The following is a 13,800-nucleotide window of genomic DNA, read 5'->3' as shown; positions in this document are numbered from 1 at the left end:
ATGGCGCGTACACCGCTAAGGTCCCGGTGCTCACGTCCCCACTGCACAGCCATCTCCGCCGAGCGAAAGACACTCTCCCAAGAGGTGCGGAACACCTCGGCGGTCTCTTTCCAACTCAAACGCTTCGCCCAACCGGCCAGGAACCAACCCATGGCTTGTGTCAGGGGCCGTTTGCCCAGCGCACACGGCATTGATTCGACCCGCACCCCGCATTTGGGGCAATCAACCCGGCGCGGGGCATACACCAGATAGGTCTTGATACCCCACAGCGGAACAAACTCAAAACGCCTTTGCCCAAGACGGTCGTACCCAGCCCTTGGCATACCACAGACCGAGCATACCGCACGGCTGTTACGCCTCTCCACCACCTCGATCTCCAGATGGGGAGTTTCTTTGCTGCCGCCCCAGCGAACGCCAGCATAGACAAATGACTTGAACTTCTGCAGACGGTTTAGGATAGTCTGGATCTGCATCCCGCTCTCTCCTGTGAAGTTGTTTGTGTCGCAACTTCAGCTTCTCAGAGATTGGGCGGGGTGCTCCACTATCACCGGCCATGGTCTTACAAAAGGCGCTTTCGGTTACCCACAAATTCTGCCGAGGAGCCATTTGTTCTGTCGCTAACCCTTTGAATTCCCGTCATGCCCGCGCAGGCGGGCAACCAGTTTTGGTGCAGCGCCGATAAGCACGCAACCCATAGTTTCTACTGTGCATTCTGGATTCCCGCCTACGCGGGAATGACAGGCTCGGAAGCCAGAACAAATTTACCCTGATATGATGCGAATCATGGTGGCGTAAGCCCAGGTTTCGCTCGCAAAGACGGGACAGTAAAAAATGACCGCCGCACATATCTTCGCTGCGGCCATCCAGATGCTTTTCGCCGGCTATGCATTGCCGCCATGGACATGGCGCTGATGAGATGGCCCCAAAATAGAAATTTCCAAACAGCTTCTAAGAGTCGTTTCTTGCGCTGGAGCAAGATGGGTGGTTCCTGAAACATCACTCCCAGCCACACAGCGCCGTGGTGCGACAATTTGTCACATTCCAATAAGAATAAATTGTCACTACAATTCTCTCACGTCAATATGCCTACAAGTAAATAAGAATCATATATTAGTTATATAGAGGTGGCATATGGTCTGAATATATCTGTACACGCATTGTTATAGATATGACTTTCAGTAGAAATCTTGTCCGAGCGTGATGGGTTGTTCGCCGGGTAGGGCATGACGTGCATCGATGTTTTCCGTGGTTGCAGGATGGTGAATTTATTCAAGAGGATTGTATGATGGGGCAAAAGAAGTTATTGATTGCGTCAGGGTTGAGCGGGCTGCTGGTGATGGGGAGTGGTACCTTTTCCGCGGCACAGGCAGGCGCCGAACTCACGCCGCTGGAAGCGTTGGGTGAAAAGCCTTTCAATGATGCCAATCTTTCAGTGAATCGTACCCAAAGCTGCGTCAGTTGTCATGATCCCGATACGGGTTATACCAGTCCCGATTCCTGGGTGAATCAGGGTGGCGCAGTGATAGAGGGAGCGATACCCGGCCGTTTCGGTAATCGGAAGCCGCCATCAGCCGCTTATGCTGGAGACAGTCCCGTGTTGCACTACGATGAGACTGAGCAAGCCTGGATTGGTGGCATGTTTGGGGATGGCCGTGCTACCGGCTGGGTACTCGGCGATCCCTTGGCAGAACAGGCCCAGGGACCTTTTCTGAATCCACTTGAGCAGGCACAGCCTGGTGCGCGTCAAGTGATCATCCGTGTGGCACATTCTGATTACGCAGAGCATTTTGAAGCCGTTTGGGGAACGAAATCCCTGGACGCAGTGAAGAACGTCGATGGTAGCTATGAGCGTATTGTTCACTCAATTGCCGCTTATGAGCGCAGCGTTGAAGTCAGCCCTTTCAATTCCAAGTTCGATCTGTTCTGGGATAACGCGCGGGCAGCTGGCAAGGACATTGCCAGAATCACTGCTGCCGGGATGCCTGCTGGTATGGGTAGCGGTGGAATGGGCGGTGGCGGCATGGGCGGCGGCGGTATGGGTGGTGGTGGCATGGGCGGCAATGCCGAAAACAACCCTGCCCGTTGGGAGCACTACCGTGGCCTGGGTCTCAGCGATATCGAGCTGCAGGGTCTTGCGGTTTTCAATGATCGGGCCGGTTGTGCAGAATGTCATACCTTGACACCAGGGTCGGCCGGTTATCCGCTTTTCACCGATTTTCGCTATCACAATATCGGCACTCCAAAAAATCCGGAGAATCCCTTCTACAGCATGCCGGAAAAATGGAATCCTGATGGAGAGAACTGGGTCGATAATGGTCTTGGTGAATTCCTGAAGAATGCAGGCTATCCGCCCGAAGTATATGAGCCGGAGATGGGCAAGTTCAGAACGCCAACTTTGCGAAACGTGGATCTGCGGCCCTCGGAAGATTTCGTGAAAGCCTATGGCCACAATGGTTTCTTCAAGTCACTGGATGGAATGGATGGCATCATTCATTTTTATGCCTGGCGCGCGATGATGGACAATTCTGCCATGAGCCCCAATCCGAATATGTTTCCGGCACCGGAAGTGGACCGGAACCGGGCTGTCATGCAGCCGTTTGGTTTCGGGGTGGATGGCGGGAGGTTGCTTGCCTTCCTGAAAACCCTCTCGGATGGCTATTTCGAACGATAATACGCTGATTCCTCAGCTACTTGCACGGCGGTAGTTGTGGTGCTGCTGCCGTGTGGTTAGAACGCATCATTTTCCTCCTGGGCAGGGGCGGGTAGTCGCCTTAATCAAGGTTGACGCACTGTTTCTGATCGCTCCTGCCCGCTCAAGCTTGGCTGGATTTGTGCTTATTCACTTTTATGCGCCAACCGGTGCGCATGGGATTCCCAGTTGATACCATCAAAAGATACGATTCTCACGCGCCTGGGCTTGTTTTTCAGGCATCTCAGGTTGATATCGATGCCATCAGGGTTCGAACGCGGCACATAAAATGATTTAACGCCACAAATCCGGCAGAATTTGTGTTCGGCGATACCGCTGTTGAATTTGTAAGCCGATAAATATTCAGCGCCTGACAGCAGTCTGAAGTGACGCTGTGGAACAATCATATGCAGATAGCCGGTCATCCGGCAAATGGAGCAGTTGCAGTCCTCGACTTCCACCTCATCCTCTGCCTGCACTTCAAATGTTACTGCCCCGCAATGGCATCCACCCTGATAAAGCATTTGCTGGTCTCCTAATCGTATGTAAACCTGATTTTCATCATCAAGTGAGGTATATTCTATCTAAGAAGGACGGCATGACTCATGAAGCACAAACAACACCCACTCAAGGTTTACTATAATTCTGCCTGTCCAGTCTGCAATGCCGGGATCAAGAATCAGCAGGGCAAAATGCAAGGCTGCGCGGTTGAATGGAAGGACGTGCACTCGAATACCCAGTTGGTAGCCGAGATTGGTTCGGATATCGAGTATGTGCGTGAGCGGCTGCATGTCGTCGATCAACAAGGCAAACTGCATGTCGGCTGGGATGCCTTATTGACCATTTGGCAGCATTCGCCCCATGAACAATGGAAAGCAAGATGGTTCGGCTTACCCGTTATCAGACAGGCAGGGCAGATCGCCTACAACTTGTTTGCAGCCAGATTGTATCGCTGGAACCGCATGAAAAAACATTGGTAGCCGATCTGTGCCCGGCCTGCGTCGGGTGCGTTTACGCGCCATAAAACTGACGAGGCGTTATCCTGGGTTGCATGTGCATTCCACTTGGATCACATCTGGCGGGCGCACTGCGGCGTTACTCGTCGTCGCCATAGCCTTGCTATGACTCCTCCTCTCGCCTTGCATTGCATCCCGCCAGACGCGCCCAATTGCCACACTTATTCCTTCACGGCTCCTAACCAGTAAGCCGCGCCAGGATATAAGGCAAAAATATGATGCCCCCGATGGTTGCGGCACCGATGGCGCTGATTAACACAGCACCGGCAGCGATATCCTTGGATTTTTTGATCAAGGGGTGGTGGCCGGGTGAAACGAGGTCGCACAGGTATTCGATCGATGTGTTGAGTGCCTCGGATACGAGCACGAGAGTGATGGCGAAAATCAGCAGTGACCATTCGACCAGGGTTACCTGCAGCAGGAAGCCGCTGATCACTACGATCACTGCCACGAAAAGATGAATCCATGCATTGGGCTGGCTTTTCACGAAAGCATGGATGCCAGCCAGCGCATGGCCAAAGCTTGCGATTCTTTGGCTGATCAAAAAGCCACTGGGTTTGCGCATGCGTCAAATCCGGATTGATGAACAGCATAGTCTATCATCAGGCAGGCCAGAAAAAGAGAATCAACGGAATGCCTGCGGCCAGGATGATGATTTCCAGTGGGAGTCCCATCCGCCAGTAGTCGCCGAACTTATAGCCGCCCGGTCCCATGACCAGGGTATTGGATTGATGGCCGATCGGCGTCAGGAAAGCGCAGGAAGCACCCACGGCAGTGGCCATCAGCAGCGGATCGGGTGAAATTCCCAGGCCCCCGGCTACGGTCAGGCCAATCGGCGCCATCAGTACGACCGTGGCTGCATTGTTGATCAGGTCGGACAGAAAACGATGGTTTGTGCCATAAAATTATCCTGGAAATCTCGGTTGAGCGGGCTGAAAGTGCGGTTTTCAAGTTACGGGGCAGGGCAAAACGATATGGAATGATGCCATCCAACGGTGCGGTGATTCGACTGAGGGCAAGCGGGAGGGTGGCTATGCAATGTCTACGGGTGCTATTTGCGTTGTTGTTAGGGCTCGTTAATGAATAACTTGAGCATACGCTGGGGTCGCTTTTGGCGCAGACCAAGGCGCAAGACACGCCGTTGTGTCATTCACAACCAGTGGCTTGCAACGCCGGTATGCGCCAAAAGCGACCCCAGCCCAAAGGGTTGTTGCGTATTCGGGCATCTGCTGCTTGCGAATGGAACGACCATTCGGCTTCGCCTCGCGCCTTGCATCTTCCTCGAATAGTAGCAACGTATGCCCAAGTTATTCATTAACGAGCCCTTAGGTGACTGATATCTCGGTTAAAAGCGGCGGCTTACAATACTGCTTGGGCAAATGCGCGTGTTTGACGGCTTGTTGACCTTCCAGTAGATTACCCGATCTTGCACACTAAAAACTGGATATTTTGTATGGCGTTGCCCGTGCACAAAGATTGGAGCTGGCTATGTTTGACTTGAGCGGATGTCCCTGGCAGGTTGTGCTGCCATGAGTGGGAGCGAATCGAAATCATTATCCTATCGTCCGGATGTCGACGGATTGCGAGCCGTCGCGGTCATCTCGGTGGTTTTTTATCATGTCGGGTTTGCAGGCTTTAGCGGCGGCTTTGTCGGCGTCGATATTTTCTTTGTCATTTCCGGTTATTTGATTGCCCGCTTGCTCCGGGATGAACTGGCGGCAGGACACTTTTCCATTGTCGGTTTTTATGAGCGTAGGGCACGGCGTATCTTGCCCGCATTGATGGCGATGGTATTTGCCAGTCTCGTGGTGGGTGGGATATTTCTGGGGCCGAAAGCTTACCTGGAACTGGCAGAATCTGCGCTTGCGACAGCTTTTTTTGGATCCAATTTCTATTTCTGGAAGGATAGCGGGGATTATTTCGCCGACTCCCTCGTGCTCGAGCCTTTGCTGCATACTTGGTCGCTGGCGGTGGAAGAGCAATTTTATCTGCTGTTCCCGTTAATGCTGTGGGGCATGCGCGGTGTGGCGGCGCATGCCAGATCTGGCATCTTTGCGCTAATTTGTCTGGTTTCTTTTGTTAGCGCGCTGCTTGTGGTGGATCAGGCGCCTACCGCCGCTTTCTACTTGCTGCCGGCACGTGCTTGGGAATTGGGAATCGGCGTGATGCTGGCCTTGCACCCGGTAACCATTTCTGTACGGCGCTGGCATCGTGAAGCACTGGCACTGGTTGGATTGGCTGCGATACTGGTTACGGTGCTGGTTTATGACGACACAATCACTTTTCCTGGATTATCCGCGCTTCTGCCTTGTCTGGGTGCTGCCGCCCTGATCCGGGCAGGAGAATATGGCCCAACTATCATTGGCAGCTGGCTTTCTCTGCGGCCGATGGTTTTCATGGGCCTGATTTCCTATTCTCTTTATCTATGGCATTGGCCGGTGCTGGCTCTCTTGCGTAGTATCTCGGGAACGATTGAGCTTGCTTTACCGGTGGCAAGCGGGGTGGTGCTGACATCCTTTGTATTCGCTGTACTTTCCTGGAGACTGGTGGAGCAACCTTTTCGCCGTCGTCCACCCTATGGACCTGACCGGTGCCGTGTATTCTTTGCCTCTTTGGCTGGTTTGGCTGCTGTCATGGCGCTGTCAGGCACCGTGCTGCAAACCGACGGATTGCCTGAACGCCTGCCGGAGTCTGTGCGGCTCGCCTATCCCGATGCCGAGGACCGCAATCCGTATCGCAAACCCTGTTTCAAGCGCCTGCCCGAGGAAGGGCTTTGCTACTTTGGTGCACATGGCACACCAGAAGTCGTTTACGATCTTCGCAACAAAACGGGTGATTTTCTGCTGTGGGGAGATTCCCATGCACTGGCCGCGCTACCTGCTATCGGGGTGGCGGCGAGGGAACTGGGCCAATCCGGTTTTTTTGCGGGCGAGAGCGGCTGTCCGCCTCTTTTGGGAGTGGATCGGGTCGATAATGAGCCAGGCATGTACTGCGCAGACTTCAATGCGGCTGTAATAAAAATGCTCGAGCAGCGAGAGGATTTGGGCACGGTGATTTTGCTGGCGCGCTGGGCATTGGCGACAGAAGGTCATGGCGTGCCTGGAGAACTTGCTGAGCCGGCAATTCTGGACGATGACGATATCAATACTGAAACACCCACCGATCCATCTGGAAACTATGCCTTGTTTCGCTCCGGTCTGGAAGCGACGGTGGCAGCCATTCTTGCAACCGGTCGGCGTGTGGTATTGATTGGCGGGGTACCTGAAATTGGCTGGCATGTTCCCGATGCGCTGGCGCGCCACCGCCGCTTTGGGTCAGCGATGCCACAACCGCCTGAGATCGATGCTGTCTTGCAGCGCAATCAGCGTGCGCACAGGGTTATGCACAGGCTGGCCCGGCTGGAAGGCATTTCTTATATCCTGCCGGCACCATGGCTTTGCAATCCTGCCTGTCCTGTGGAGGAGCGCGGCCGCCCGCTCTATTACGATGATGAGCATTTGACTAAAAATGGCGCACTCAGCCTGCTGTTGCCGATCATGCGGGATGCGCTGCACTAATTCCCGTCCGCTATGGCCTGATGCCATGAAACAGTCTAGGGAGGCTGTCCGAGAATAGCGACTGATCTACTGCGGACGAGCCTGACTGGCCGGATTTTCCGATCCTTTTCGTTGAATAGAACCACTATTCGCCTCAAATGATCGAGAAATCCCGCTCAGCCAGGCTCGCTCTCGCCACGCTCGCTATTCTCGGGCAGCCTCCTAGTTCTTTCGCTACTGGATTGCAGGTTTCGAGGAAAGGCTGGATTCAGTCTGGCAGCGGTAATGCCGCACCAATTCCTCGATCGCCTTGCCGAAGGTTGCTAGATTGGATCGTTCCAATATGGCGCAATACTTGCCGCTGCGCTGGCAATGGTGCTTGACCGTAAAAAAATCCTGATGATTGATGCAATCCACCGGGCAAATCACCACATCGACGCAGTCGAGCAGGGCGAGCAGGCATGGCGAGTTGTCTTGCGCGCCACCGCGAAATACCATGAAATGCCCGCCAATGGCTTCGATCAGGCGATGATAATCCGGATAAAGCGCTGCTTGCCCGCCTACGCACAGGACAGAGCAGCCCGCAAGTGACTGACAAGCGTCTGGCTGGTGGGCAATCGTCAGATAGGTATGGTGCAAGGTTTTGCCATTCAACTTGACCCAGTGCATGTTTTGATGGGCCGCAGTAGGTGTGCCGTAGTCTGCGTAGCCTTCGATAAGGGTATCATCGTGGGGTGCGGCTGGCGCAAGCGGAATAGTGGCTGTGTTGCCGGCAGTGGGCCGGAATGATTGCGCAATCATTTTCCAGAGTTGGCTGAATAGCCGCTTCAGCTCAGTAATTGGCTGCTCGTTGAGGTTGGCAGGGATGGGCGCATGAGAATTGCCAGTCAATGTTCCGGATAGCGATGGCGTAGCTTGAAAGGCGGACGCTAAAGCATTTGGTTTCAATGATTTCATGATCAGTTGCCCCGTACGGTAAAAAAAGGCTGGCTTGCCCGGAGGGGGGGGCTGGCTTGCCGCAGGGTCACCGGGAGAGGAGAGAGAACTGCCAGTGACTGTTGAAATTGTGTATCTGGTTGATTTTGATCTTTACCATTGAAGCTGATATCGACAATTTATTTCGTCAATATCAGCTTGTCGTTACGCGTCAGGCGCAAATGATATTGCTTGTCTCTGTGCTGGATGAGCACTTCGCTTCCCATTCCAAAGAGGCTTTCGCTACTGATCAGTTTGATGGGCAGTTGTGTGAACAACAAATTCAAATCGTCGTCAGTCTTTGAGTTCGATGTGTGGCGGATGTCAATTGCGTTCATGTCTTCGCTCCTCAGAATTATTCAAATGCGAATGATTCTCATTATATATAGTAACGGGATTTATGCAAGCGATTTTTTTAATCTGAATGGTTCGGCCGTATCCGCAGAGAAGTGGAGGCGCTGGCTGGGAACGCTGAATACCTCCAGTCTGCTTCCGGGCCCACACTGGCACATGCCAAATCAACAGATAGCGGATTGCTGCGGTGCCGTGAGTCTTGCAGTACAGGAATGATGCAGCGTTTTTTGAGTTTGCCGCGCCAGAGTGAGTCTTGTGCTAAGAGCAGCCAGGTCGCGGGCCAGGGAAAAAGGATAAATAAAACAAGTCTATATATTTTTTATTTACGACCTGGCTTGGTTGTTCTTGGAAGAGGCTCGCGCTTGACAGTTCCACACCAGATCTGTAGGTTGTATATCAGAGTGGCCGTCAATATGATACATAGTCTAGAACTGTCTGTGCTGATGTAAGGTATCCAGACTCCGGTAACGTTTGAGCCTGCCGAGATTTGTTATGGCCATCTCTCTGCAAATGTAAATATCCTCAATCCTGTTGATTTCAATCCAATCGCGAGGTGTGATATGAATAAACTGATTTTAGCTTTTTCGCTGACTTTTCTGACGTTGTTTTTCGCTGGTTGCTCGGAAAAGGGGCCCATGGAGAAAACCGGAGAAGCAATAGATAAATCCATAGATAGCAGCAAAAAATCTATCGATGAGGCGATTGAAGAATCGGCGGATAAAATTGAAGAACTCCAAAACGCTTCCAAAGGCCCGGCCGAAGAAGCGGGCAGAAAGATGGATGATGCCGTGGAAGAATTCAAGGAATCAATGAAGAAAGCTGGTGACAAGTTAAAAGAAGAATCGGACTCTACCGGCAACGGCTATTGATGTGTTGAATGATGGGGCAGGGATTATGTCATGCGATATAGCTGCCCTGTCATAGAGGGGCTTTAAAGGGATCAATAAAACTTTGCTGGAGAACTTATGATTGCAAAGCCTACTTCCTTTTTTTCTTGTGTTTAATTTTGCTCTGGCCCCTATAATCTGCTCTATAATCTGATTTCGTTCATGAAACGTCTGTACCGGAACGAACTTCCCTTCAAACCCGAGCACCAACGTCTGGTGAAGGACATCATGATTGTCGAGGCTGGTAGAAACTGGATCCTGCGCGCTAAGACCGGTTGGGAAGGTCGAATGGGTTGGTATGTCGGTTGGGTTGAGTGGCCGGCTGGGCCGGTATTCTTCGCACTCAACATCGATACCCCCAACCGAACCGGCGACCTTGCCAAGCGAGAACAAATCACCCGCGCAATCCTGCAATCCATTGATGCGCTACCGACGCCATAGCAGACGGTCTAACGAATAAGGTTAGATTGTGAGAGCGAAGCGAGCCACAATCTGAACCGGTTGTTGGACAAGCCCGGTTTTATAAATCCCTTCTGTCTCTATGAAAATATCTTTTCGAATCTCGGCGGCTGTGAGGTTTGCTGGGAAATAGGTGCCAGGTCCATAATAGAGAACGAAGGGTTCTAAAACAAAACGATAGGGGTAAGATCTTGCGACGGCACTATTCTACTGTCAGTAAAGCGATCAATAAAATTTCGCTCAAAAACTCATTATTGCAAGTCTTGTCACCGTTTTTGCAATTAATTTCACTTTGACTCCGATTGTTGCGGGATGGTCAAACACACCTTGCTCTTTCTACTCCGCGCCGTATCTGCTATTGCCTGCTGGTGTCTCGAAACCATCAGCCAGTTCCAATGCGGTCATTTCGGGATTTCAGCATTCACGGTCGGCATATCCGTTACCATTGCGCCTCGCAGTTACCTGGACGAGATTCATACCCGCATCGTTGATGCGGCATTGCCGAGCCGCAATCGCGACTTGGTCCCGTTGTGTGTTTCGTAGAGCAGACTATTGTTTGTGCCATAGCAAGACTTGACCCCTTGCTTCGAACAGAGCTTCCTGTCTTGTGTCTTAATTTTCTCTATTGGATAATGTTGTACACGCAGTTTCTTGCGTGTACAGGAAAAGGCGCAAACCAGCTACTTGTGGTTACCCTTGCGCTGACTAATAGCTACCGCCATCTTGAGTTTTTTCTTCAAGCTCATGCCGATCGGTAGGGGTATCTCCTTCATGAGTGAGACCGTATGTCGAAGGGTCAGGACTTTCGGGCGTAGTTGGTTTTCCGCAGGCCGCAAGACTTAGTGCTAGTAATATTGCGAATAAGTATGTCGGTTTCATAATGAAAAGCTCCTTATAGTAAATAACAAACTCACTCATCGAATGAGTTTGTTATTTATAGGATGAATCAATTCATTACAAATTGCAATCTAAAACCTCATGCCGGCGACTTAGACATCTCTCCATGGGGGTTTTGGTCCAATACCTGGAAATTATCTGAACTGGCAAAGTTGGGCGGAATACAGGGGTAACCCAACTCGCCGAACACTGGTTCCAAGCCATTCTCGGATGAGGAAATCAGTGACAGCTATCAATGTAAAGACATAGCCTAAAATTCTCCTAGTTTGATGTCCTTGATTCGAATTGCATCCAATGCATCGAATTTGGTTGGGTTCATCATCTCTTCCAATAGTTTTTTTATATCGTCAACACTGGCTTTTGCCAGGTTGATGTCTAGTTCTACGGTTACTTCAACTTTCATGCATAGCTCCTTTGGCAGTTTTTTATCTTAATTCAGTGTGTCCTATAGCCATACTATTCAACATGATCTTAAAAAACAAACTGAGAAGATTGTACAAGACACTTTCAACTATTAGTTCAGCAGTAAGCGGTGACAAGGCGACCTATGGTGGGGCAGCCAGTTGTGAACTGGCTGCGAGGAGGTGAGTGAATCAATGATCAGAACTGGTAGGAGGCCATGAGTTTGTAATTCCGGCCGGGATCCCTGAGGACGGTAAGATGACGCCGGTAGTCCTTGTCTGTCAGGTTGTCGATGCCAAAATCAAGTCTGATTCCCTTGAAGGTTCCGTTCTGCGGCATCCAGGTGAGTGTCAGGTCGTGTAACGTATAGCCGGGAGTCGCCGTTCCTCCGGCTGGAATGCGGTTCTGGGCTGAGACGATGCTGCTGCGCCAGCCCATGGAGAGATCGTAGGTGGGCCAGTTCAGGCCTGCCAGGACAATCCATTTATCCGGTTGTACGTTGGAAAGTGGACCGCCGAGTGTCTGGTTGCGGCCTCTTGTCTGGCCGTACGAGAAACCGGCATAACCGTATTTTGCAGCATAATTGGCTTCTATTTCGAAGCCTTCCAATATCGCATTGCGTACATTGCCGCTGGTTGTGGTGCCGCCTCTATCCGGATTGCCGGGTACCGGAAAAGGGGCGACGGTAACCATCATGTCGATGAAATCCTTGACTTGGTTGTGGAAGTAGGCTGCGCGAATGGCCAGCTGGTCCCCGCTATTCAGCAGGTTGGCGCGATGAATGCGCACCCCGGCTTCCTTGTTGAAGGCGGTTTCTGGTTTCAGGTTGGGGTTGGGGACGAACAGATTGGCGCAGCCTGGCCCACAAGTGAAATGTGTGCCGGTAGTGAACAGTTCACCCAGCGTGGGGGCGCGAAATGCCTCGTTGTAACTGGCCGTGATGGAGAGCCAATCAGTCACTTCGAAAAGCCCACCAATCTTGAAATTAACCCGGTCGTTCTGGTTGGCGCTGATGGCCTGTCCGTCTGCCTGGCTGCGGAAGTAGTCCCAGCGAACACCGGGAATCAATGATAATCGTTTCCACAAAGTAATTTCATCCTGCAGGAATACCCCGACCACATCGGCATCGCCACGCGGAAATTCCGGCCGCGTGGCGCCATTGCGCCGGCCTTTGCCCTGGTTGTGGAAATAATCGACGCCATAGGTGAGCCGTTGCGTAATGTGGGTGTTGATATCCATCTGCGAGGTATTGCGCAGATTGACGCCGGTCGTCGAGAAATTGGTCTCGTCGCGCCGTTGGTCAAATAGGCGTTTTTCCAGGGAGTGAGTGGTGTTGTGGTAAAGCAGTAATTCCGGATTGAGCCATTGATTGTCCGGGTTCTGGTAACGATAGCGCAACGTATAGTTCCGCTGTTCGGTGTCTCTGTCGACCAGTGTATTGGTCGTTGAAGGAGATTGTGCATTGGATGGCACTTTTCCAGCCTGGTCGAATGTCTGCGCGGAGAATGTGAACTGGTGGAAACCAGGCGTCCAGTTCAGTTTTGCCAGGCCTGCGTAGGACGAGAACCCGGAGTGCTGCAGTTTGGATCCGTCGCCGTGGCGGATGTCATCGGCGGCATGGCGGTAGGAAAAATCCAGCAAATAGTCAAATTCATCCCCGAGCAAGCCAAACATGCTGAGTCCGGGTGTGTATTGCTCATTCATGCTCTGAAACCCGCTCCTGACCTTGACACCGAAGCGTTCATTGGCGCGCAGCAGATCGGTTGCATCCCGAGTGGTGAAGGAAAGCACCCCGCCTAGTGCACCGCTGCCCCACACAACCGATGAGGGTCCACGCACAATATCAACGCGCTTCAGCAATGACGGGTCGATAAAGATCCGTGCATTGTGCCCGCGCCGGAAATCCTGCCTGGCACCATCCAACAGGAACAGAACGCGCGCATCGCCCAGGCCGCGAATATTGGGATTGAGGCCGATATTGCGCGGCCCGCCACCCAGATCGACGTTAGGGACATAGCGCAGCACATCCGCGATATCGGCCGCCTGGCGGGTTTGCAGCTGCTCGCTGTCGACCACGCTGACCGACTCCGGGACATCTTTGAGTGCGCGGGTGGTGCGCGTCGCGGTAACAGTGATTTCCTGCAAGTCACCCATAGCGAGTTTATTTGTGGATGGTGTGTCGCTGAATGTCTCTTGTGCTAAGGCATGTTTGCAAAAAAAGAGTGAAATAACAATCAAGTAAACCCCTTGCATGAGCGGGGTTTGCCAGAATTTTGCACGCATAGGTATGTTCTTCCAAAATGGTGAAAGTTTCTGGCTGGCTGGCGACTAGTACTCCGTTCCGCCAAACCGCTTACATGAAATCGCGCCTTCGCCTGTCATGCGTTGTTGCAAATCCTCGCCATAGCTGCGGCTATGACTGCGGTTTGCGCCTAGCCTGGCAGGCGAATCCATCGATTTCATTTGTAAGTTAATTGACGGAACGGAGTACTAGTACCCAGCATCCGAAATATATCCGATAACCTATACGAGCAAAGGTTTGCCAATATAAGTCCAGCGAAACGACTTTGCCAAGGTTTCATTGA

The 13,800-nt window shown here is 52.1% G+C and carries 12 protein-coding genes and 2 pseudogenes; 6 read left to right on the top strand and 8 right to left on the bottom strand.

The features are described 5' to 3' along the window. Positions 1 to 473, bottom strand: a pseudogene (locus BLV85_RS12495) (ISL3 family transposase); the annotation flags it as partial. 809 nt (positions 474 to 1,282) lie between these two features. On the opposite strand from BLV85_RS12495, the gene BLV85_RS15315 reads away from it, so the two are divergent. Then, complete coding sequence (locus BLV85_RS15315) at positions 1,283 to 2,671, top strand: cytochrome-c peroxidase (RefSeq protein WP_218132839.1); 1,389 nt, start codon at positions 1,283 to 1,285, stop codon at positions 2,669 to 2,671. 164 nt (positions 2,672 to 2,835) lie between these two features. Here BLV85_RS15315 and BLV85_RS12485 read toward each other — a convergent pair whose 3' ends face one another. Next, positions 2,836 to 3,213: a GFA family protein gene (locus BLV85_RS12485; protein WP_090415581.1), complete on the bottom strand. Its 378-nt coding sequence runs from the start codon at positions 3,211 to 3,213 to the stop codon at positions 2,836 to 2,838. Positions 3,214 to 3,294: 81 nt separating this feature from the next. Here BLV85_RS12485 and BLV85_RS12480 point away from each other — a divergent pair, with 81 nt between their 5' ends. Next, complete coding sequence (locus BLV85_RS12480) at positions 3,295 to 3,669, top strand: thiol-disulfide oxidoreductase DCC family protein (protein ID WP_090415580.1); 375 nt, start codon at positions 3,295 to 3,297, stop codon at positions 3,667 to 3,669. Between the two features lie 214 nt (positions 3,670 to 3,883). Here the strand turns inward: BLV85_RS12480 and BLV85_RS12475 are convergent, their stop codons facing one another. Both BLV85_RS12475 and BLV85_RS12470 read right to left on the bottom strand, forming a co-directional pair. Beyond that, a complete protein-coding gene (locus BLV85_RS12475) occupies positions 3,884 to 4,270 on the bottom strand; it encodes a diacylglycerol kinase family protein (RefSeq protein WP_090415579.1) in 387 nt (128 codons plus the stop codon). Positions 4,271 to 4,307: 37 nt separating this feature from the next. Next, a complete protein-coding gene (locus BLV85_RS12470; RefSeq protein WP_342707099.1) occupies positions 4,308 to 4,577 on the bottom strand; it encodes an SLC13 family permease in 270 nt (89 codons plus the stop codon). A gap of 657 nt (positions 4,578 to 5,234) precedes the next feature. Between BLV85_RS12470 and BLV85_RS12465 the strand changes: the two genes are divergently transcribed. Next, positions 5,235 to 7,262 carry an acyltransferase family protein gene (locus BLV85_RS12465; protein ID WP_176974037.1) on the top strand — a complete coding sequence of 676 codons (2,028 nt, stop codon included), beginning with the start codon at positions 5,235 to 5,237 and terminating at the stop codon, positions 7,260 to 7,262. A gap of 213 nt (positions 7,263 to 7,475) precedes the next feature. Here the strand turns inward: BLV85_RS12465 and BLV85_RS12460 are convergent, their stop codons facing one another. Then, positions 7,476 to 8,198, bottom strand: a complete 723-nt coding sequence (locus BLV85_RS12460) for a DUF2325 domain-containing protein (RefSeq protein WP_090415577.1) — start codon at positions 8,196 to 8,198, stop codon at positions 7,476 to 7,478. A gap of 158 nt (positions 8,199 to 8,356) precedes the next feature. Continuing rightward, entirely contained in the window at positions 8,357 to 8,554 is a 198-nt protein-coding gene (gene hemP / locus BLV85_RS12455; protein ID WP_090415576.1) for a hemin uptake protein HemP, read from the bottom strand. 576 nt (positions 8,555 to 9,130) lie between these two features. On the opposite strand from hemP, the gene BLV85_RS12445 reads away from it, so the two are divergent. The 3 genes and pseudogenes from BLV85_RS12445 (at position 9,131) to BLV85_RS15310 (ending at position 10,459) form a co-directional block, all read left to right on the top strand. Then, a complete protein-coding gene (locus tag BLV85_RS12445; protein ID WP_090415574.1) occupies positions 9,131 to 9,439 on the top strand; it encodes a hypothetical protein in 309 nt (102 codons plus the stop codon). Between the two features lie 171 nt (positions 9,440 to 9,610). Beyond that, positions 9,611 to 9,898: pseudogene (locus tag BLV85_RS12440) on the top strand (penicillin-binding transpeptidase domain-containing protein); the annotation flags it as partial. A 330-nt stretch (positions 9,899 to 10,228) separates the two neighbouring features. Continuing rightward, positions 10,229 to 10,459: a hypothetical protein gene (locus BLV85_RS15310; protein WP_090415573.1), complete on the top strand. Its 231-nt coding sequence runs from the start codon at positions 10,229 to 10,231 to the stop codon at positions 10,457 to 10,459. Positions 10,460 to 11,063: 604 nt separating this feature from the next. Here the strand turns inward: BLV85_RS15310 and BLV85_RS15305 are convergent. Both BLV85_RS15305 and BLV85_RS12425 read right to left on the bottom strand, forming a co-directional pair. Then, entirely contained in the window at positions 11,064 to 11,216 is a 153-nt protein-coding gene (locus tag BLV85_RS15305) for a hypothetical protein (RefSeq protein WP_176974036.1), read from the bottom strand. A 197-nt stretch (positions 11,217 to 11,413) separates the two neighbouring features. Then, positions 11,414 to 13,498: a TonB-dependent hemoglobin/transferrin/lactoferrin family receptor gene (locus BLV85_RS12425; protein WP_090415571.1), complete on the bottom strand. Its 2,085-nt coding sequence runs from the start codon at positions 13,496 to 13,498 to the stop codon at positions 11,414 to 11,416. Positions 13,499 to 13,800 lie beyond the last annotated feature (302 nt).

It is taken from the genome of Nitrosomonas halophila (assembly GCF_900107165.1).
GTDB lineage: Bacteria > Pseudomonadota > Gammaproteobacteria > Burkholderiales > Nitrosomonadaceae > Nitrosomonas > Nitrosomonas halophila.
Note: the sequence above shows the minus strand (reverse complement) of the source record. Positions and strands in the feature narration are given on the sequence as shown.